Source organism: Janthinobacterium sp. FW305-129, assembly GCF_020858115.1.
Taxonomy (GTDB): domain Bacteria; phylum Pseudomonadota; class Gammaproteobacteria; order Burkholderiales; family Burkholderiaceae_D; genus Janthinobacterium.
Window position 1 is genome coordinate 24,171 of the sequence record NZ_JACYMM010000015.1, and the last position, 18,875, is coordinate 43,045.

The 18,875-nt window shown below is 57.7% G+C and carries 18 protein-coding genes; 9 read left to right on the forward strand and 9 right to left on the reverse strand.

Annotated features, from left to right (window positions below; translation table 11 throughout):
- Nucleotides 1–2: 2 nt before the first annotated feature.
- Nucleotides 3–743 (reverse strand): CDP-diacylglycerol--serine O-phosphatidyltransferase, encoded by a 741-nt coding sequence (pssA, locus tag IGS61_RS25070; RefSeq protein ID WP_230542138.1) that lies wholly within the window; start codon nt 741–743, stop codon nt 3–5.
- Between the two features lie 255 nt (nt 744–998).
- Here pssA and IGS61_RS25075 point away from each other — a divergent pair, with 255 nt between their 5' ends.
- Nucleotides 999–1,952 (forward strand): CAP domain-containing protein, encoded by a 954-nt coding sequence (locus IGS61_RS25075; protein WP_268994053.1) that lies wholly within the window; start codon nt 999–1,001, stop codon nt 1,950–1,952.
- Nucleotides 1,953–2,060: 108 nt separating this feature from the next.
- Nucleotides 2,061–2,696 carry an Hpt domain-containing protein gene (locus IGS61_RS25080; protein WP_230542078.1) on the forward strand — a complete coding sequence of 212 codons (636 nt, stop codon included), beginning with the start codon at nt 2,061–2,063 and terminating at the stop codon, nt 2,694–2,696.
- A gap of 11 nt (nt 2,697–2,707) precedes the next feature.
- Here the strand turns inward: IGS61_RS25080 and IGS61_RS25085 are convergent, their stop codons facing one another.
- Nucleotides 2,708–2,908 carry a hypothetical protein gene (locus IGS61_RS25085; RefSeq protein WP_230542079.1) on the reverse strand — a complete coding sequence of 67 codons (201 nt, stop codon included), beginning with the start codon at nt 2,906–2,908 and terminating at the stop codon, nt 2,708–2,710.
- Between the two features lie 179 nt (nt 2,909–3,087).
- Here IGS61_RS25085 and IGS61_RS25090 point away from each other — a divergent pair, with 179 nt between their 5' ends.
- Nucleotides 3,088–4,785 carry a M1 family metallopeptidase gene (locus tag IGS61_RS25090; protein WP_230542080.1) on the forward strand — a complete coding sequence of 566 codons (1,698 nt, stop codon included), beginning with the start codon at nt 3,088–3,090 and terminating at the stop codon, nt 4,783–4,785.
- A 92-nt stretch (nt 4,786–4,877) separates the two neighbouring features.
- Here the strand turns inward: IGS61_RS25090 and IGS61_RS25095 are convergent, their stop codons facing one another.
- The 7 genes from IGS61_RS25095 to rpmH all read right to left on the reverse strand — a co-directional run bounded on the left by IGS61_RS25095 (nt 4,878) and on the right by rpmH (nt 10,267).
- Nucleotides 4,878–5,177, reverse strand: a complete 300-nt coding sequence (locus tag IGS61_RS25095) for a hypothetical protein (RefSeq protein ID WP_230542081.1) — start codon at nt 5,175–5,177, stop codon at nt 4,878–4,880.
- 145 nt (nt 5,178–5,322) lie between these two features.
- Nucleotides 5,323–6,012 carry a hypothetical protein gene (locus tag IGS61_RS25100; protein ID WP_230542082.1) on the reverse strand — a complete coding sequence of 230 codons (690 nt, stop codon included), beginning with the start codon at nt 6,010–6,012 and terminating at the stop codon, nt 5,323–5,325.
- A 94-nt stretch (nt 6,013–6,106) separates the two neighbouring features.
- Nucleotides 6,107–7,486 carry a tRNA uridine-5-carboxymethylaminomethyl(34) synthesis GTPase MnmE gene (mnmE, locus tag IGS61_RS25105; protein ID WP_230542083.1) on the reverse strand — a complete coding sequence of 460 codons (1,380 nt, stop codon included), beginning with the start codon at nt 7,484–7,486 and terminating at the stop codon, nt 6,107–6,109.
- A gap of 186 nt (nt 7,487–7,672) precedes the next feature.
- The gene (gene yidC / locus IGS61_RS25110; protein ID WP_230542084.1) at nt 7,673–9,403 is read right to left on the reverse strand and encodes a membrane protein insertase YidC; all 1,731 of its coding nucleotides are present in this window, start codon (nt 9,401–9,403) and stop codon (nt 7,673–7,675) included.
- 11 nt (nt 9,404–9,414) lie between these two features.
- Nucleotides 9,415–9,675 (reverse strand): membrane protein insertion efficiency factor YidD, encoded by a 261-nt coding sequence (gene yidD, locus IGS61_RS25115; RefSeq protein ID WP_034754335.1) that lies wholly within the window; start codon nt 9,673–9,675, stop codon nt 9,415–9,417.
- Nucleotides 9,672–10,124, reverse strand: a complete 453-nt coding sequence (gene rnpA / locus IGS61_RS25120; RefSeq protein WP_268994054.1) for a ribonuclease P protein component — start codon at nt 10,122–10,124, stop codon at nt 9,672–9,674. Before rnpA ends, yidD begins: the two co-directional genes overlap by 4 nt.
- An 8-nt stretch (nt 10,125–10,132) precedes the next feature.
- Nucleotides 10,133–10,267, reverse strand: a complete 135-nt coding sequence (gene rpmH, locus IGS61_RS25125; protein ID WP_010401996.1) for a 50S ribosomal protein L34 — start codon at nt 10,265–10,267, stop codon at nt 10,133–10,135.
- Nucleotides 10,268–10,768: 501 nt separating this feature from the next.
- Between rpmH and dnaA the strand changes: the two genes are divergently transcribed.
- The 6 genes from dnaA (at nt 10,769) to IGS61_RS25155 (ending at nt 18,771) form a co-directional block, all read left to right on the forward strand.
- A complete protein-coding gene (dnaA, locus tag IGS61_RS25130) occupies nt 10,769–12,163 on the forward strand; it encodes a chromosomal replication initiator protein DnaA (RefSeq protein WP_070224767.1) in 1,395 nt (464 codons plus the stop codon).
- Between the two features lie 274 nt (nt 12,164–12,437).
- Nucleotides 12,438–13,544 (forward strand): DNA polymerase III subunit beta, encoded by a 1,107-nt coding sequence (gene dnaN, locus IGS61_RS25135; RefSeq protein WP_034754341.1) that lies wholly within the window; start codon nt 12,438–12,440, stop codon nt 13,542–13,544.
- Between the two features lie 118 nt (nt 13,545–13,662).
- On the forward strand, nt 13,663–16,161 hold the full coding sequence (gene gyrB / locus IGS61_RS25140) for a DNA topoisomerase (ATP-hydrolyzing) subunit B (RefSeq protein WP_230542085.1): 2,499 nt from the start codon (nt 13,663–13,665) through the stop codon (nt 16,159–16,161).
- 289 nt (nt 16,162–16,450) lie between these two features.
- Nucleotides 16,451–16,675, forward strand: a complete 225-nt coding sequence (locus IGS61_RS25145; RefSeq protein ID WP_230542086.1) for a hypothetical protein — start codon at nt 16,451–16,453, stop codon at nt 16,673–16,675.
- 264 nt (nt 16,676–16,939) lie between these two features.
- On the forward strand, nt 16,940–18,307 hold the full coding sequence (dcm, locus tag IGS61_RS25150) for a DNA (cytosine-5-)-methyltransferase (RefSeq protein ID WP_230542087.1): 1,368 nt from the start codon (nt 16,940–16,942) through the stop codon (nt 18,305–18,307).
- A gap of 2 nt (nt 18,308–18,309) precedes the next feature.
- Nucleotides 18,310–18,771: a very short patch repair endonuclease gene (locus tag IGS61_RS25155; protein ID WP_268994056.1), complete on the forward strand. Its 462-nt coding sequence runs from the start codon at nt 18,310–18,312 to the stop codon at nt 18,769–18,771.
- Nucleotides 18,772–18,875: the final 104 nt, after the last annotated feature.

Consider the following 18,875-nt stretch of genomic DNA (forward strand, 5'->3'; position numbering starts at 1 on the left):
GTTTAATCAATCTCGTCCGGGTCGTTGAACACTTGCGGTAGCGCAATGCCGCGCCAGCCCAGGTGCCACGCCAGGTTGAGCAGCAGGGTGGCGGCGATGTAGACGGCGAAGAACAGCGCGAAGAAGCTGGTCTTCAGCCACACCAGCAGGGCGATGGCGACGATCAGCACCAGCAGCGCGGCCAGGCTTTTCTTTTGCTTGGAGCTGGGGAAACGCAAGGTCGACACCATCAGGCTGCCCACGCCGACGAGCAGCAGCATCAGCAGATAGCTGTGCAGCATGGAATCGATGGGCGCCGGCCAGGCCACCACCACGGCCGCCACGCAGGCGGCACCGGCCGTGATCGGCATGCCGACGAAATACAGGGGGTCGGTATGCCCCACGTTCACATTGAAGCGCGCCAGGCGCATGGCACCGCAGGCGACAAAGAAGAAGCTGGCCATGCCGCCAAAGCGCAGCAGCAGCGGATCGTGCACGCCCATCTGCACAAAACCATAGCAATACAACAAGACGGCGGGGGCGCAGCCGAAATTCATCACGTCGGCGATGGAATCGAGCTGCACGCCGAACTGCGAACTGGTGTTCGTCAGGCGCGCCACATAGCCGTCGAGCGCATCGAACACGCCGGCCAGCACCAGCAGCGCTGCCGCCAGGCGGTAGGCATCGGCGTCGCCCACTGCGGCGTTATCGACGGAAATGACGATGCTGGCAAAACCGCAGGCTATCGACAGCAAAGTCACCATGCTGGGCAAGGCATACTTGGCGCGCTGCAGGCGCGACTTGGGCAATGTGTTCAAATGTATGGGCAATCAAAGTAGCAGGAATGAGGCAGCGCAGCGGCAAACGCTGCACTATGCGCATTCTACCCTGCGCAGCAGCGGCACCGTCTGCGCACGAGCGCGCGGCATATCTTTTCATGGATGCTCTATTGCGTATCAAAATACCTTAGAATCGTTTTACCGGGCAGCATGGCGCCCCCCCATCAGACAGGAGTCAGCTTGATTGCCTCGTTATCGCGTTGGACACACAGCCTCCCCACCCTCCTGATCGTAGCGCTGCTGAGCGCCTGCGGCGGCGGCGATAGCGGCGGCAATGCTTCGCCGGGCACCTCGACCCAGGCCGGACAGCTGACACAGGAGCCGGGCGCCCCGGTTCTCAGCAACAATATCGCCACCGATGGTTTCAACTGGATCAATTACCGGCGCAGCCAGATCGGCCTGGCGCCGCTGGTGCGCAATAGTCTGATCGACAACGCGGCAGTCGGCCACTCCAACTATCTGAACATCAATGGCGTGGTGGTGCACAATCAAGTTAAAGGCAAACCCGGCTTTACCGGCGAAACGCTGTATGACCGCCTGAGCGCGTCACACTATGCCGTCACTTCCGTCTGGGGCGAAGTCATCGCGGGCGTGGCCACCAACTCCGGTTTCTACATGGCGGAAAGCCTGATCACGGCCGTGTATCACCGCTTCCTCATCTTTGAACCGATGTTCAAGGAAGGCGGCGCCGGTGCGGCCGTCAACAACAGCGGCTATGCCTACTTCACCACCGACCTGGCCGGCAATAGCCGCTACGGTCTCGGTTTGCCGGCCGGACAGATCATCAGCTACCCTTTCAACGGACAGACCAAGGTCGCCACCAGTTTCTCCAGCAATGAAGAGGAGCCCGATCCCGTGCCCAACCAGGACGTGGTCGGCTACCCCATCAGCGTCCATGCGAATTTCGATGCCACCCTCAGCGTGACGGCGTTCACCGTGCGCCAGCATGGCGCAGCGACGGACCTGACGGTACGCTTGCTCAGCAAGGAGACCGATGCCAGCAATACTTCGCGCTCGGTGGCCGCCATCATCCCGCTGGCCCCGCTGCTGGCGGCCACTACCTATGACGTGAGTTTCATCGGCAAAGTCAATGGCGCGGACGTCACGCGCAGCTGGTCCTTCACGACGCGTTAGTCTGGCAGCGTCTGCCAAGCGGACGCAGTAGCGAGGGCAACTGGATGTAAAATGGTGGATATTGCATGAATGCAATTGACAAGTTTTGGGGCTCTCTGCACACCAGGCATGCTGAAACCACACGCCACTTGCGATGATGATGCCGCCGTCGCGGCATCCGACATGGTCCGGATTCTCGACGTCGAGAACGGACTGGGCCGCATCATGGGCGACCGCATCCTGTACCTGAAAATCCTGCGCCGCTTCCTGCATGACCATGGCACCACGCCGTGCCAGATCCGCGCCGAATTCGACGCGGGCAACTATAGCTCCGCGCGCCTGAAGGCGCATACCCTGAAAGGCGCCGCCGGCATGATCGGTGCGCGCCACGTGCATGGCCTGGCGACAACCCTGGAGTCGGCACTGCGTGCGCAGGCGCCCGACCTGGACCAGCAGATACTGCAGCTGGAACTGGCGCAGGATCAATTGCTCGGCGCCGTCAGCAGCATGCTGGGCACGCCGGAGACCTCCCACATGGCGGCGCAGGACATGGCACCCGATCCGGCCGCGCCCGCCATCCAGCTGCTGCTGGCGCGCCTGGCCAGCCATCTGCGCGAAGGCGACGGCGCGGCCATCGACATCCTCGAAAACTCCGCCAGCCTGCTGGCCGCCAGCCTGGGCGTGCACGTCTACCAGGAAGTGGCGGCCGCCGCGCACGAGTTCGATTTCGACGGCGCCCTCGCGGCGCTGCTGCGGCGCCGCTAGCAAGCACACACTCAAGGGTGGTATTGCGCCTCTTCCGCATATGCCACGCAACAACTCTTGCAACAGAAACGGCGCACGGCATCGAGCGGCTTGTCGCAGTACCAGCACGCGCCTTTCGGCGGCAAGGAGGCGATCAATTCCGGCATGGCAGGCAGTGGTCGCGCCACTACCTCATCCTCGCATTCCACGACATCCGGCTGTTTGCTGTCCATGGCGCTTCCTTTCCTAGCGGCACTTCAAGGCCGCTCAGCAAGATTACGTCAGCGCAGTTTGAAGCCCATGATATTTCTCAACGGCGGCCACGCTTGCCCCATCGGCACAGTGAAATTTCCAAACGACAATGTTGCCACTTAACACTACAATCAGTGTTCCATTCACTTGCGCGTTCGCCATGAAACACACTCCCCTGCTGTTCTCCTGCTTGCTGCTCAGCGCCTGCGCCACGCGCGCGCCCACCGCCTATACCCTCAATTCGGGCGCCGAACGCACGCCGGAACAATTGGCGGTGGTGTTCGAACACGCCGACCTGATCCTGCGCATCGATCCAGCCAGCCGCAGCATTGCCGGCGACGCGCGCCTGACCTTTCTGGCGACGCAGCCGATCTCGCGTTTCGCGCTGGACCTGGACCGCAACCTGCCCGTCGACGCCGTCGAAGTCGACGGCAAGGCGCTGCGGCCGCAGGACTATGCCAATCCTGACGGGCGCCTGAGCATGACCTTGCCGGCCACCCTCGCGGCAGGCGCGCGCACCACCATCCGCGTCGTCTACCACGGCGTGCCGCACGTCGCCGTGAAAGCGCCGTGGGATGGCGGCATGGTGTGGTCGAGCACGGCCGATGGCGCGCCGTGGGTCGCCAGCGCCGTGCAAGGTGAAGGCTGCGACCTGTTCTGGCCCTGCATCGACCACCCGATGGGCAAGGCGCAGCTGATCGACCAGCACATCCAGGTGCCGGCGCCGCTGGTGGCGGCCGGCAACGGCATCGCGCGCGGTATGGATGAGGCCGACGGCTGGCGCACCTGGCACTGGCGCGCCAAACACCCAAGCACCTATGGCATCGCCCTCAACGTGGCGCCCTACCGCAGCCTGCAGGGCGAATATGCGAGCCGCTACGGCAACCGCATCCCCCTGCAATTCTGGTACTTGCCGGAAAGCGAGGCCAAGGCCGGCGCCCTGTTCGCGGAATTGCCGCCCATGCTGGACTTTTTCGAAAGCGTCATTGGCCCCTACCCGTTTGGCGATGAAAAAGTCGGCATCGCCGAAACCCCGCACAAGGGCATGGAACACCAGACCATCAATGCCTATGGCAACAAATTCGCCAAAACCAGCTACGGCTACGACGAATTGCTGCAGCATGAATTTGCCCATGAATGGTTCGGCAACCAGTTGACCAACAGCAACTGGGACGATATGTGGCTGCACGAAGGCTTCGGCACGTATATGCAACCGCTGTACATGCAATATCTGCGGGGCGAGCAGGAATATTTTGCTTCGTTGCAACAAATACGCGCCGGCATCGTCAACAAGGCACCCATGGTCTCGGGCAAGCCGAAAACCGAAGAGGAAGTCTACGATCTGAAAAAGGGCGGGCCGGGCGGCGACATTTATGCGAAAGGGGCACTGGTGCTGCACACCTTGCGCGGCCTGATCGGCGACGACGCCTTCTTCCGCGCCGTGCGCCTGCTCGTCTACGGCACGGAGCGGCCGCAGCCGGGCCAATTCCAGCCGCGCTATGGCAGCACGCAGGAATTCATGGCCATCGTCAATAAAGTCACGGGCAGCAATTACGACTGGTTCTTCCAGGCCTATTTGTACCAGGCAGCGCTGCCGGAACTGTCCGCCGTGCGTGACGGCAACACCTTGCGCCTGCAATGGAAAACGCCGGCCGACATCGCCTTCCCGATGCCGGTGGAAGTGCGTATCGGCAAGGAAACCCATACCGTGCCCATGTCGCTGGGCTTCGGCGAACTGCCCCTGCCGGCCGGCGCCACGTACACGCTCGACCCGCACTCGCGCGTGCTGCGCCAGGCTGAGCATATCGAGGCGTTCCAGAAATTCAAGGAAGAACAGGCGAAGGGGAAGAAGGGGTAGCAAAACCTGGGGTCAGACCCCCTCGCACCTGAGCGATGACCTTTGTGTTAGCGGTATTGAGGGCCTGACCCCGGCCTTTCCGCCGTTCGGACTTATTTCCGAAAGCTCCTGACCGCATCATTGGCATTCTCGGCAATGACTTGTTGCAGCTTCGGCTGCCCCGCATACTTCACGCGCAGCCGTTTCCACTGCTTCTGCGCCTGGCCGCACGAGCTGGCCACGGCCTGCGTGATCTCGCGCTGGCGCGCCTTGTCGTTGTCATCCCATTCGCCGGCGAAGTGCTCGCACATCTGCGCATTTTCGACGAATTTCGCCACATCCTGCGGCAACTTTTCCTGCGCGCCAGCCAGCAGGGGGACGCAACCTAGCATGAAAGCGAGTACAAGCTTCATCGAAACCTTCCATTCTCGTTACGATGCAGAAACAGTGAGTTTAGTGCACACCCGCAAGAATAGGGAAGTTTCGCCTTGCAGCTCCTATCGGATGTACTTAAGCGTGTACTAAAACTAGAATTTCAAAATCGATGACTAGATTGAGTTACATTTCTTGTTTATAAGTTACTCCGGCCGCATCGGTCACAGTTATCGATGCCGTGATTGAAATCGTAATTGGACCCAGAGCTTGAGCGGTGGAAAGCGGATCAAATTTCGGATACAACTTAGTCATCGCAATGTAAAGACCTTCAATCAAGCCATGCATTGCAATTAAAGGAAATCTAATATCCCGAAAGCGCATTGCATTTCCGTCATCATCGAGAGCCAACACAATGGGACCGCTACCAACTTGACCGGACGCAATTTGGGTATGCATATGGTCATATTGATTTCGAAGCTTGAGAAGCCTATCGATTACTTCGGCAAACTCTTTACAAAAATTGTCAAAAGCCGGAACAGACTTGGACAACTGACGCATACACATACTTGCTCGGAACGCTGAGCTCATGCAGTCTTCCATATGCTCCGCAAAATCCAAGATGGGCAATGCACGCCCCTGGGATAACTCTGCAGGGGAGCGCCTAGCCTCTTCAATTTGCTGAATTATGGTGTCTCGCGCAGAGTTGTAGTGTCGCCCAGCTTTCAGTAGACAATGCATCACCCATGATTTCCACTTACGCTCCTCAACGCTTATCTGATCAGGAATAAAAACCCCGATCATGAATACATGATCTCTAAGTCCTTCAATATTACCAGTGAGAGGGGGCATTCCACAGTGAGTAGGGATTGTCATATTCTATGTTGAAATAAAGCTTGGCTGCAGACACTTCCGACTAACATGCTTTGAGGAAGCAACTTTTTTATATTTTGGCCATTAACAATGGTTTCTATTTGCCGATGCAGAAACGGCTGAAAATCACGCCCAGCAGATCATCAGGCGAGAACTCGCCCGTGATGCTCGACAGCTGCACCTGCGCCAGGCGCAGTTCTTCGGCGAACAGGTCCAGCGACTGGTCGTCCTGCGCCGCGTGTTCGGCGGCGATGTCCAGGTGCTTGCCAGCCGACTTGAGCGCGATCAAATGGCGCTCGCGCGCCAGGTACAGCGATTCGCCCGTCTGCTGCCAGCCGGCGATGCGCAGCAGCTCGGCGCGCAGCAGGTCGATGCCGATGTGCTCGTGGGCGGACAGGTACACGTGGGTGGCATCGGGCAGGCTATCCACGCCGGGCTTGTGGCCCGACAGGTCAATCTTGTTCCACACGCGCACCACGGGCACGCCTTCCGGGAAGGCGGCGACGATGGTTTCATCGGCCAAAGTCGGGCCATGATCTGCGTCAAGCAGGTGCAGGATCACGTCGGCCTTGCCGATCTCGCCCCACGTGCGCTCGATGCCGATGCGCTCGACGGCGTCGATGGTGTCGCCGGCGCTGCGGATGCCGGCCGTATCGATGATGTTGAGCGGAATGCCCTCGATCTGGATGGTTTCGCTGACCTTGTCGCGCGTGGTGCCGGCGATCGGCGTCACAATCGCCACATCGGCGCCCGCCAGCGCGTTCAGCAGCGACGATTTGCCCACGTTCGGCTGGCCCGCCAGCACCACGTTCAGGCCTTCGCGCAGCAGCGCGCCCTGCGCCGCCTGCGCAAACACTTTATGCAACGCTTCGATAACGGCTTTCAACTGGCCGCGCGCATTCGATTTTTCCAGGAAGTCGATTTCTTCTTCCGGAAAGTCCAGGGTCGCCTCAACCAGCATCCTTAAACCCGTCACCTGCTCCACCAGCGCGTGGATGGTGTTCGAGAACGCGCCCGACAGCGATTGCGAGGCGGACTTGGCGGCCGCTTCCGTCGAGGCGTCGATCAGGTCGGCCACGGCTTCGGCTTGCGCCAGATCAAGCTTGTCATTCAAAAACGCGCGGCGCGTGAATTCGCCCGGTTCTGCCAGGCGCAAGCCGCTGTCCTTGCCCGCTTCGAGCACGCGCGCCAGCAGCAGCTGCAGCACGATGGGGCCGCCATGGCCCTGCAATTCCAGCACGTCTTCGCCCGTGTACGAATGCGGGCCCTTGAAGTGGATGGCGATGCCCTGGTCGATGATGCTGCCATCGGCTTCCGTAAACGGCAGATAGGTGGCGTGGCGCGGTTTCAGCTGCTGCGCGCCGAACAGGGCCGTCATCACAGGAGCGAGGTTTTTGCCGGAGGCGCGTACCACGCCGATGCCGCCGCGCCCGGGGGCGGTGGCGATGGCGGCGATAGGGGAAGAGTCGAGTTTCATGGCGTAATTGTAGTGTATTCGGGGAAGGCTGCAGGGGCTACGCTATTGTCAGCGACAAACCGGTGCACATGAAGGGGGCGCTCAGTGGAAGTCCGACAAAACCCACTTTTTTTTGACATCGGACCCACTGGGTCCGATGTCAAAAAAAAGCCCGCGCTCGGCGGGCTTTCTGTTCGCTTGCCGGAATTACTTGACGGCTGGCGCGTATTTCTTGGTGATCACCCATTGCTGGCCGATCGACAGGACGTTGTTGACGACCCAGTAGAGTACCAGGCCCGACGGGAAGAAGAAGAACATCACCGAGAATGCCAATGGCATGAACAGCATCATCTTCGCTTGCATCGGATCGGCCGGGGCCGGGTTCAGCTTGGTCGTGATGAACATCGAGATCGCGTACAGCACGGGCAGGATGCACCATGGGTCATGCTGGGCCAGATCGGTGATCCAGCCGATCCATGGCGCGCCGCGGATTTCCACGGACGCGTTCAGCACCCAGTACAGGGCGATAAACACAGGCATCTGGATCAAAATCGGCAGGCAGCCGCCCAGCGGATTGATCTTTTCCGTCTTGTACAGCTCCATCGTCGCCTGGTTCATCTTTTGCGGATCACCCTTGAAGCGTTCGCGGATCGCCTGCATCTTCGGCGTGACCAGTTTCATCTTGGCCATGCTGCGGTAGCCGGCGGCCGACAGCGGGAAGAACAGCAGCTTGATCAGGATCGTGAAGGCGATGATGGTCCAGCCCCAGTTGCCGAGCACGCTGTGGATCTGTTCCATGACCCAGAACATCGGCTTGGCGATGATGGTCAGCCAGCCATAATCCTTGACCAGTTCCAGGCCAGGCGAGACGTTTTCCAGCAGGTGCGCGATTTGCGGACCCGAGTACAGCTTGCTGTCCATGCTGGCCGAGGCGCCTGGCGCCAGGGTCGGCAATGGCAGCACGTTGCCGATGGCGTACAGGTTGGGGCCGACCTTCTTCGTGAAGATGTCGCGCTTGGCGTTCTCAGGCGGCACGAAAGCCGACACGAAGAAGTGTTGCGAAATCGCAAACCAGCCGCCATTCGCCGTGGCCGGGTGCAGGCCCTTCATGGCGTTGTCGTTGCCCTTCTTCTCGTCTTCTGCCGCCGCTTTTTCGATTTTCTCGAACGTCAGCTTCTGGTACTTGTCTTGCGGCGTGTACAGGGTCGGGCCCGTAAAGCTGCTGTTGAAGAACGAATCGCCGACCGGCTTGTTGCCGTCATGCGTCAGTTGCAGGTACAGCTGCGGCGTGACAGGGGCTGCGCCCACGTTGGCCACGTCGTGGCGCACGTCGATGACGTAGTCGCCGCGCTTGAAGGTAAACGTCTTGGTCAGCTTGACGCCGCCTTCGACCGCTTCCATCACCAGTTGAATCTGCTTGCCATCGGTCAGGGTGCGTACGCCAGGCTGTACGGTGAAACCGCTCGCATGGGTAGGGAAAGGACCGCCGACCAGGCCCGATTGCGCCAGGTAAGTGTGGTTCGCGCCTTCGTCGAACAGCACTTCGTTTTGCTTGCCGTCGTCAGGCTGGCACCATTTGAACAGGCCGAAGCAGCCGCCAAACCAGCCCGGATTGCCCGCGCCCTTGAACTTCAGCAATTCCAGACGCTTGACCTGGCCGCCCAGGGTGTCGATGTCGACCTTGATGACGTCGGTGGTGATAGTAATCACTTCGCGCTTGAACGCGGCGGGATCGACCGCTTCACCCGGCAGGGCAGGCACGCCTGCCGCAGCTGGCAAGGCAGCCGTCTTGGCAGGGGTCGCAGGCGCCTTGGCGGTTTGTTCCGTGTTCGCGGAGAACATCGACGGCTTGCCGTTCGAGATCATCCATTCGTTCCAGAGGATTACCAGCGAGACGGAAAACACGATCCACAGGATGGTACGTTTATTGATATCCATTAGGGTATTTGTCAGGAGTGGTTGCAACCGCAAGCGGTCGTTGAAGATTGTTTGCCATCGGCCGGCGGCACCGGGTCGACGCCCCCTTCATTCCAGGGGTGGCAACGGCACAGGCGCTTGGCAGCCAGCAGGCTGCCCTTGGCCGTACCGTGCACGCGCAGCGCTTCCATCGCGTAATGCGAACAGCTCGGATAGAAACGGCAATTCTGTCCCAGCATGGGGCTGATCAGCAACTGATAAGCGCGCAGCAGGAACAGCAGCAGGGTTTTCATGGCGCGGATGGTGGTGGCGCAGCAACAGAACGGGCCTGGGCGGCGATTTGCGCCGCGAACAGGCGGCTCAACTCTTCACGCAGCTCGGCTTTGAGCTGGCTCGTGGTGGCCGGGCCATCCTTGCTGTTGACGGCGCGCGACAAACGCACCACGCAATCGACCGGCGGCATCGCGCTGTTGCGAAACAGCTCGCGCGTGACGCGCTTGATCGTGTTGCGGGTCGCCGCGCGCGGCGCGAAACGCTTGGCCACAACGACGCCCAGCCGCGCATGCGGCAATTGATTGTGTCGGGTGTACAGCACAAAATGCGCTGTTTTTTGCGAAGGGCGCAAACGAAAAACGGATGAAAATTCATCCGTTTTAACGATACGCCGAAAGCGCGCGAAGTCGTGTGAACCTTCGCGTTGATTGCCGACTGGAGTACAGCTAGCCACGCGATCAGCTGTCAACGACAAGCCTAGACGGCCAGACGTTTGCGGCCCTTTGCGCGACGTGCGTTGAGCACATCACGGCCACCACGGGTAGCCATACGAGCGCGGAAGCCGTGCGTACGCTTGCGGCGAACGACGGAAGGTTGGTAAGTACGTTTCATGTTGGTCTCGCTAAAAACAAAAAAAATGCAAAATCGGGTCTGACGTCCCGTCAGTTTTTGGTGCCAATGACAATCGCGCACTTATGCCAAGGCACAAGCTGGCCAATCTCATCGCCCGCTTAATCCACGCTTAGTCCATATTGTCGTTCCAAATGAATAAACACGGAATACGGGCGGGGAACCCTGAATTATTCAGCATATGCCCCCCTCTTGTCAAGGATTGCCGTGATCGCCTGGAAATTTGCGCGCCGCTCCCCATCTGCCGCCAAGCCCGCGCCAGCACTGCCTGTCACGGGATAACCGGGGGATAAGTCGCCTCTTATGCACATGGCGCCCCACCCCGCCACACAAAAATAAGCGTCGTGCCTGTGGATAACTTTGTCAGTCGGGAGTAGAATAGCGCGTTACGTGTGGCGAGCCCTCGCGCGACGCCGGCCTTGCAACACGGTGAACGCAGGGCAGAATCGATACGCCCTCCCACACCTTTTCACATAGACATACATGGATAATTTCTGGCAGGCCTGTTCCGCGCAGTTGGAACTGGAGCTGACACCGCAACAATTCAGTGCGTGGATCAAACCGCTTATCCCTCTCGATTACGAAGAGGGCAAGCTGCGCATTGCTGCGCCCAATCGCTTCAAGCTCGATTGGGTCAAGACCCAGTTCGCCAGCCGCATTACTGCCCTGGCCATTCAGTACTTCGAAGCGCCCACGGAAGTGCAGTTCGTGCTCGACCCGCGCCTGGCCCTGCCGAAAAAGCCAGTCACCGCCAGCACCCCGGCCAGCGATCCGAATGGCGGCGCGCCCAGCGCGCGCCCGGCGGAGCCGCAGCCGAGCGTGCCGGAACTGAGCATCGGCGCCGCGCCGCGCCGCGAGCAGAGCCGCATCAACACCGACCTGACCTTCGACAGTTTCGTGACCGGCAAGGCCAACCAGCTGGCGCGCGCCGCCGCCATCCAGGTGGCGAACAATCCGGGCGTGTCGTATAACCCGCTGTTCTTCTACGGCGGCGTCGGCCTCGGTAAAACCCACTTGATCCACGCCATCGGCAATCAGGTGATGGCCGACAATCCGGGCGCAAAAATCCGCTACATCCACGCGGAACAGTACGTCCGCGACGTAGTGACCGCTTACCAGCGCAAGGGTTTCGACGATTTCAAGCACTACTATCACTCGCTCGACATGCTGCTGATCGATGATATTCAGTTCTTTGGCGGCAAGAGCCGCACGCAGGAAGAGTTTTTCTATGCGTTCGAGGCATTAATTGCCGCGAAGAAACAGATCATCATCACCTCGGATACCTATCCGAAGGAAATCACGGGCATGGACGACCGTTTGATCTCGCGCTTCGACTCGGGCCTGACGGTGGCCATCGAACCGCCGGAACTGGAAATGCGCGTGGCGATTCTGTTGAAAAAAGCCAAGCAGGAAGGCGTGACCTTCTCCGACGACGTGGCCTTCTTTGTCGCCAAGCACCTGCGCTCGAACGTGCGCGAGCTGGAAGGCGCGCTGCGCAAGATTCTGGCGTATTCACGCTTCCATGGCAAAGATATAACGATTGATATCGTCAAGGAAGCCCTGAAGGACTTGCTGTCGGTGCAAAACCGCCAGATTTCCGTGGAAAACATCCAGAAAACGGTGGCTGACTTCTTCAATATCAAGGTTGCCGACATGTATTCGAAGCGCCGCCCCGCGAATATCGCCCGGCCACGCCAGATCGCCATGTACCTGGCCAAGGAATTGACGCAGAAGAGCCTGCCGGAAATCGGCGAGCTGTTCGGCGGCCGCGACCACACCACGGTGCTGCATGCCGTGCGCAAGATCGCGCTGGACCGCACCAAGAATCCGGAATGCAACCATGAATTGCATGTACTGGAACAAACCTTGAAGGGTTAAGAACACCTGACCAAACCTGCTGCGCGTCGCGCTTTGCGGCCTCCGATGCTCACTGTGCTAAAGCACAGCTCCGCGTCTCGGCCACAACTCACTGCCGCTCGCTACGGTTTTGTCAGGCGTTGCAAGCACGACTGGGCAAGGCTGGCTCAAAACGTGCTTTACCCTTATTATCTGGGAGGGCGCCGCAGCCGGTCTGTCGGGGCTCCCTATGGCAAGAATTGTTAAATTAATACGTTAAACGTCGTACTGTTCAACTTATACATTGAGGATAAATATGCAATTGGTCAAAACCACCCGAGATACCCTTCTCCGGCCACTGCAGATCGTGAGCGGTATTGTCGAGCGTCGGCACACTATGCCGATTCTGGCCAATATCCTCATCCGCAAAGACGGTGAAAATGTCTCCTTCCTGTCGACCGACACCGAAGTGCAGATCACCACGCACGCGGAAATCGGTTCCGGCGCGGACGTCACCGGCACCACCGTGGCCGCGCGCAAGCTGCTGGACATTTTGCGCGCCCTGCCCGAATCGGGCGACGTCACGATGACCCTGCTCAACAAGCGCCTGACCGTGCAAACGGGCAAGTCGCGCTTCGCGCTGCAAACCCTGGCGGCGGAAGAGTTTCCAACCGTGCAACAAGCGGAAAGCTACAACGCGTCCGTCACCCTGCCCCAGAAAACGCTGAAGCACCTGTTCAACATGGTGCATTTCTCGATGGCGCAGCAAGACATCCGCTATTACCTGAACGGCTTGCTGCTGGTTCTGGATGGCAATAATGTCATCGCCGTGGCCACCGACGGCCACCGCCTGGCGTTTTGCCAGGTGGCCACCGAGCAGACGTTTGCGCGCCAGGAAGTGATTATCCCGCGCAAGACCATCATCGAACTGCAGCGTCTGCTGGAAGAGAACGATGAGCCGGTGCAGCTGGACATCGCCGCCAACCAGGTGAAACTGACCTTTGCCGACATCGAGCTGATCTCGAAACTGGTGGAAGGCAAGTTCCCCGACTACACGCGCGTGATTCCCAAAGGCTACAAGAACGACTTCACCATCGGCCGCGATGAACTGCTGCGCTCGCTGCAACGTGCCGCCATCATGACCAGCGACAAGTTCAAGGGCGTGCGCTGCATCATCACCCCGGGCAGCATGAAGATCAGCTCGACCAATGCGGACCAGGAAGAAGCCGTCGAAGAGCTGGAAATCGACTACGGCGGCGACTCCGTCGACATCGGCTTCAACGTGACGTATCTGCTGGACGTGCTGAACAACCTGAAATGCGAATACGTCAACATCGCCCTGGGCGACTCGAACTCGTCCGCCCTGATCTCCATCCCTGACAATGCCGACTTCAAGTATGTCGTCATGCCGATGCGGATCTAAATCAGGGGTCCGACCCCAGCATTTCGTTGAGGTGAATGTAACGTCACCTAGAAGCCCAGTAAAAAACTGGGGTCAGACCCACCGGGTCTGACCCCGTAGTTAATTGAGAAAGCAGTCCATGTCCGAGAATCCACAAGACACCCCGATCCAGGCCAAAACGGAAGAATACGGCGCCTCCTCCATCCAGATCCTGGAAGGCCTGGAAGCCGTGCGCAAACGCCCGGGCATGTACATTGGCGACACCTCGGACGGCACCGGCTTGCACCACCTGGTTTTCGAAGTGCTGGACAACTCCATCGATGAATCGCTGGCCGGCCATTGCACGGAAATCCACGTCACCATCCACAGCGACAATTCGATCTCGATCACCGACAATGGCCGCGGCGTGCCGACCGGCCTGAAAATGGACGACAAGCACGATCCGAAGCGTTCGGCGGCGGAAATCGTCATGACCGAACTGCACGCGGGCGGCAAGTTCGACCAGAACTCGTATAAAGTATCGGGCGGTTTGCACGGCGTCGGTGTGTCCTGCGTCAATGGTTTGTCGAAATTGCTGAAACTGACCATCCGCCGCGATGGCAAAGTGCACCACATGGAATTCGTGCGCGGCGTGCCGCAAGACCGCCAGATCGTCATGGTCGGCGACGTCGCGACGTCCCCGATCAAGGTCATCGGCGAAACGGACAAGCGCGGCACCGACGTGCATTTCTGGGCCGACGAAGAGATTTTCACGCACGTGGAATTCCACTACGAAATCCTGGCCAAGCGCATCCGCGAACTGTCCTTCCTGAACAATGGCGTCAACATCAAGTTGTCGGACCAGCGCACGGGCAAGGAAGAAGTCTTCGCCTTCGAAGGCGGCACGCGCGGCTTCGTCGAATACATCAACAAGGCCAAGTCCGTCTTGCACCCGACCATTTTCCAGGCCACGGGCGAGCGCATGTCGGACCAGAACACGAACATCTCGGTCGACGTGTCGATGCAGTGGAACGATGCCTACAATGAACAGGTGTTGTGCTTTACGAATAACATCCCGCAACGCGACGGCGGCACCCACCTGACGGGCTTGCGCGCTGCCATGACGCGCGTGATCAACAAATACATCGATGAACACGAGTTCGCCAAGAAGGCGAAAGTGGAAATCAACGGCGACGACATGCGCGAAGGCCTGACCTGCGTCTTGTCCGTGAAAGTGCCGGAACCGAAATTCTCGTCGCAGACGAAAGACAAGCTGGTATCGAGCGAAGTGCGCGGCCCCGTCGAAGAGATCGTCGCCAAGACCCTGGCAGATTACCTGCAAGAAAAACCAAACGACGCCAAGATCATTTGCGGCAAGATCGTCGAAGCGGCACGCGCCCGTGAAGCGGCCCGCAAGGCCCGCGACTTGACGCGCCGCAAAGGCATCATGGACGGCCTGGGCCTGTCGGCCAAGCTGGCCGACTGCCAGGAAAAAGACCCCGCCCTGTCCGAACTGTACATCGTCGAGGGTGACTCGGCAGGTGGCTCGGCAAAACAGGGGCGCGACCGCAAGTTCCAGGCCATTTTGCCGCTGCGCGGTAAAGTCTTGAACGTGGAAAAAGCCCGTTTCGAGAAAATGCTGTCGTCGGAGCAGATCACCACCCTGATCGCCACCCTCGGCACCTCGATCGGACCAGACGAATTCAACGTCGAGAAACTGCGCTACCACCGCATCATCATCATGACCGATGCGGACGTCGACGGCGCCCACATCCGTACCCTGCTGCTGACCCTGTTCTACCGCCAGATGCCGCAACTGGTCGAGCGCGGCCACATCTACATCGCGCAACCGCCGCTGTACAAGGTGAAAGCGGGCCGCGACGAGCGCTATCTGAAAGATGACGCCGAAGAAGCAAGCTACATGATGACGGTGGCGCTGAACACGGCCGTGCTGGTGCCGCGCACAGGCGCGGAAGGCATTTCCGGCGACACCCTGACGGAACTGGTGCGCAAGTTCAACCTGTCGAACACCATCATGACGCGTCTGACGCGCGTCATCGACCGCGCCGCCCTGACGGCCATCATGACGGGCGTGCAGCTGGACCTGTCGACCTTGGACCTGGCGGAAACCTCCGCCCTGGCCCTGCAGACGGCCATCAACGACAGCGCCGTGCGCGTGCATGTGCGTTCCGACGACTTGTCGGAAAAACACAAGCTGCACATCGAACGCATGCACCACGGTAACGTCAAAGTCACGGCCATCGACGCCGACTTCGTGCAAGGCCCGGACTACGCCGTGCTGAGCAGCGGCGCCGCCACCTTCGAAGGCCTGATCGGCGAAGGCGCTTTCGTGCGCCGCGGCGAAGGCGAGCGCATGAAGGAAATCGCCGTGGTCGACTTCCACCAGGCCATGCAATGGCTGCGCGACGAAGCCGAACGCACCGTCTCGAAACAGCGCTACAAAGGTCTGGGCGAAATGAACCCGGACCAGCTGTGGGAAACGACGATGGACCCGACCGTACGCCGCCTGTTAAAAGTGCAGATCGAAGACGCCATTGCGGCAGATCAAATCTTCACGACCTTGATGGGTGACGACGTGGAACCACGCCGGGCGTTTATTGAAAATAATGCGTTGCGCGCGGGGAATATTGACGTTTAAGTACGCCATCGGACACCAATTTGCAACGGCCTCATCTGAGGCCGTTTTCTTTTGTAAACCGGTAGTAGACTCAGGAAAATACTCAAAATCCCCACATGCCACATCAAAAAATATCACTCAGATCTAATACCGTTTCTGAGTCATTGGTAAAATTAAATATAGTTGTTAATTTTAAAATTTTGATATATTGTAAGCAACAGCAACTGCAGTTGAGTCATCATAAGGTTCCACCGTAAGTTAATGGCCAACGGCTCTTCAGGCCCAATGCATCATTCCAAGAAAGAGTGACATGAAGCAATATTTGAATTTGGGTAGAGATTCCGGTGTGGCGGCATACGAAACGGGTGCAGGGTCGATAACTGTGCAATTTAAAACCGGCAAAACTTATCTATATACCAATAATAGTGCTGGCGCCGCCCATGTCACTACTATGCAGAAATTGGCAGAAAATGGCCGAGGACTCAACAGCTTCATCAGCCGTAACGTTCGATCAGGGTATGAGCGTAGCTGGTAGCACTACTTCTAAATTCACCTTTTAGGCGTATTTTTTTGTATTTTCGACAATTTTGCAAGATGTGAAGTGGCTTTTTTAAACATATGTCATTTAAGCCACTTGCTTTACTTCGCTTCAAATCCTTGTGGGACCCACGGCAGCACTGGTTTAACATACAGTATAATGTTAACCGCAGATTTCCTTGCACCATAGCTATCGTTGTACATAGCTATGAGCTGACAAGAAAATCCTAACGCCGCGCGCATATCCCAGAGAAGAGAAAACATGATTCCCATTAGTGATGAGCTTACCCTGCTAGAGCAGGTACTTGAAAGCTATGACCTAAAATACATCGCTGAACACCTAAATCAGGTATCCCCGGGCAGGTGGACACGTGAATTATTGAAGCGGTGGGTTGGTGCGAAAGAAGAACTTCGACTAAGTGAGGCAGAGTTCAATCATCTGCAAACACTCATTCCTGAAGCTCCGCGTCGTAAAAATCACGACTTCGACTTCATCGACCTCTTCGCTGGCATCGGTGGCATCCGCAAAGGCTTTGAAGAAGCGGGAGGTCGATGTGTTTTTACCAGCGAATGGAATCCTTACGCCGTTCGAACCTACAAAGCCAACCATTACAGTGACCCTCTAAATCATAAGTTCAACTCAGATATCCGTGAAGTGACGTTGAGCGCTAAACCAGATGTCACAGAGGCTGAAGCGTATCGATTTATCGAGGCTAACGTACCGGATCACGACGTACTACTGGCTGGCTTTCCATGTCAGCCATTCTCGATTGCTGGTGTATCCAAGAAAAATTCGCTAGGCCGCAAACATGGCTTCGAATGTGACACGCAAGGCACTCTCTTCTTCGATGTAGCGAGGATAATTGCAGCAAAGCGACCAGTCGCATTTGTACTTGAAAACGTAAAAAATCTGAAGAGCCATGACAAGGGCAATACCTTCCGTGTAATTATGAAGGCACTTGACGAACTCGGCTATTGGGTTGCGGACGCTGATAGCAGCAGCAATGAGGACTATAAAATCATCGACGGCAAACACTTCGTTCCCCAACATCGCGAGCGGATTGTGCTCGTAGGCTTCCGCAAAGACCTTAATGTACATGAGGGTTTTAGCCTCAAGGACGTTGCAAACCTGTATCCAAAAGTTAAGCCTACCTTGGGCGATATCCTTGAGAAGGAAGTTCAACCGAACTACATACTAACGCCAAAGCTGTGGCAGTATTTGTTCAACTACTCCATCAAGCACAAGGCCAAAGGTAATGGCTTCGGTTACGGACTTGTAAAGGCCCACGAAGTCACGCGTACATTGTCTGCTCGCTACTACAAAGATGGCTCTGAGATTCTTATTGATCGCGGCTTTGATCCTAAACTTGATCTCGAGCACAAAAAGAATCTTGAGAATCGTCCTCGCCGCCTAACACCTCGTGAGTGTGCTCGCCTCATGGGGTACGATGCTCCTGGAGAGTATGGTTTTCGCATTCCCGTATCTGACACTCAAGCCTATAAACAGTTCGGCAATTCCGTTGTCGTTCCTGTATTTGCGGCAGTTGCAAAACTAATGAAAGATCGAATCATTAGTGCAAAGATATTGGCAGCACAACAACCTCGTGATCGCAACAGGTTCGCGGCGTAAGCATGACTGACGTTCACAGCCTGGAGAGTCGCAGTAAGAACATGCGGGCGATCCGGGCGAAGAACACTACCCCAGAACTCACTCTTCGCAAAATACTCTTCGCCCGCGGCCTGCGCTTTCGCCTTCACGTGAATGCACTTCCGGGCAAACCAGACATCGTTCTACCCAAATACCGTGTAGCCATATTTGTCCATGGCTGCTTTTGGCATGGGCACAACTGTTATCTATTCAAACTTCCGAGAACCAGGCGAGAGTTCTGGGAAGCCAAAATCTCAAAAAATAAACAACGTGACATCCGCGATAACGAGGCTCTAGTGCGAGCGGGCTGGAGTGTGCTATGTGTATGGGAGTGTGCCCTGAAAGGCAGACTTAAATGGGATACAAACGAACTAGCTGATCGCATAACGACATGGATTTGCTCCAACTCTGGCAGAGAGAGCAAGACTGAAATAAAACACCAATAGCAAGAATACGATATTTCCCAAAAACAATACACGACCCGGGGTTGACCAGTAGCCTCCTAGTAAAAAATACGTAACACATTGAATATTAAGTGAAATATTTTTTT

Bases quoted from the DNA above. Each gene is read 5' to 3' on its own strand.
- dnaA (WP_070224767.1), top strand. From the start codon at position 10,769: ATGGATAATTTCTGGCAGGCCTGTTCCGCGCAGTTGGAACTGGAGCTG.
- yidD (WP_034754335.1), bottom strand. From the start codon at position 9,675: ATGAAAACCCTGCTGCTGTTCCTGCTGCGCGCTTATCAGTTGCTGATC.
- IGS61_RS25080 (WP_230542078.1), top strand. From the start codon at position 2,061: ATGCTGAAACCACACGCCACTTGCGATGATGATGCCGCCGTCGCGGCA.
- yidC (WP_230542084.1), bottom strand. From the start codon at position 9,403: ATGGATATCAATAAACGTACCATCCTGTGGATCGTGTTTTCCGTCTCG.
- pssA (WP_230542138.1), bottom strand. From the start codon at position 743: ATGGTGACTTTGCTGTCGATAGCCTGCGGTTTTGCCAGCATCGTCATT.
- dcm (WP_230542087.1), top strand. From the start codon at position 16,940: ATGATTCCCATTAGTGATGAGCTTACCCTGCTAGAGCAGGTACTTGAA.
- IGS61_RS25155 (WP_268994056.1), top strand. From the start codon at position 18,310: ATGACTGACGTTCACAGCCTGGAGAGTCGCAGTAAGAACATGCGGGCG.
- mnmE (WP_230542083.1), bottom strand. From the start codon at position 7,486: ATGAAACTCGACTCTTCCCCTATCGCCGCCATCGCCACCGCCCCCGGG.
- IGS61_RS25100 (WP_230542082.1), bottom strand. From the start codon at position 6,012: ATGACAATCCCTACTCACTGTGGAATGCCCCCTCTCACTGGTAATATT.
- IGS61_RS25085 (WP_230542079.1), bottom strand. From the start codon at position 2,908: ATGGACAGCAAACAGCCGGATGTCGTGGAATGCGAGGATGAGGTAGTG.
- rpmH (WP_010401996.1), bottom strand. From the start codon at position 10,267: ATGAAACGTACTTACCAACCTTCCGTCGTTCGCCGCAAGCGTACGCAC.
- IGS61_RS25145 (WP_230542086.1), top strand. From the start codon at position 16,451: ATGAAGCAATATTTGAATTTGGGTAGAGATTCCGGTGTGGCGGCATAC.
- IGS61_RS25090 (WP_230542080.1), top strand. From the start codon at position 3,088: ATGAAACACACTCCCCTGCTGTTCTCCTGCTTGCTGCTCAGCGCCTGC.
- IGS61_RS25095 (WP_230542081.1), bottom strand. From the start codon at position 5,177: ATGAAGCTTGTACTCGCTTTCATGCTAGGTTGCGTCCCCCTGCTGGCT.
- dnaN (WP_034754341.1), top strand. From the start codon at position 12,438: ATGCAATTGGTCAAAACCACCCGAGATACCCTTCTCCGGCCACTGCAG.
- gyrB (WP_230542085.1), top strand. From the start codon at position 13,663: ATGTCCGAGAATCCACAAGACACCCCGATCCAGGCCAAAACGGAAGAA.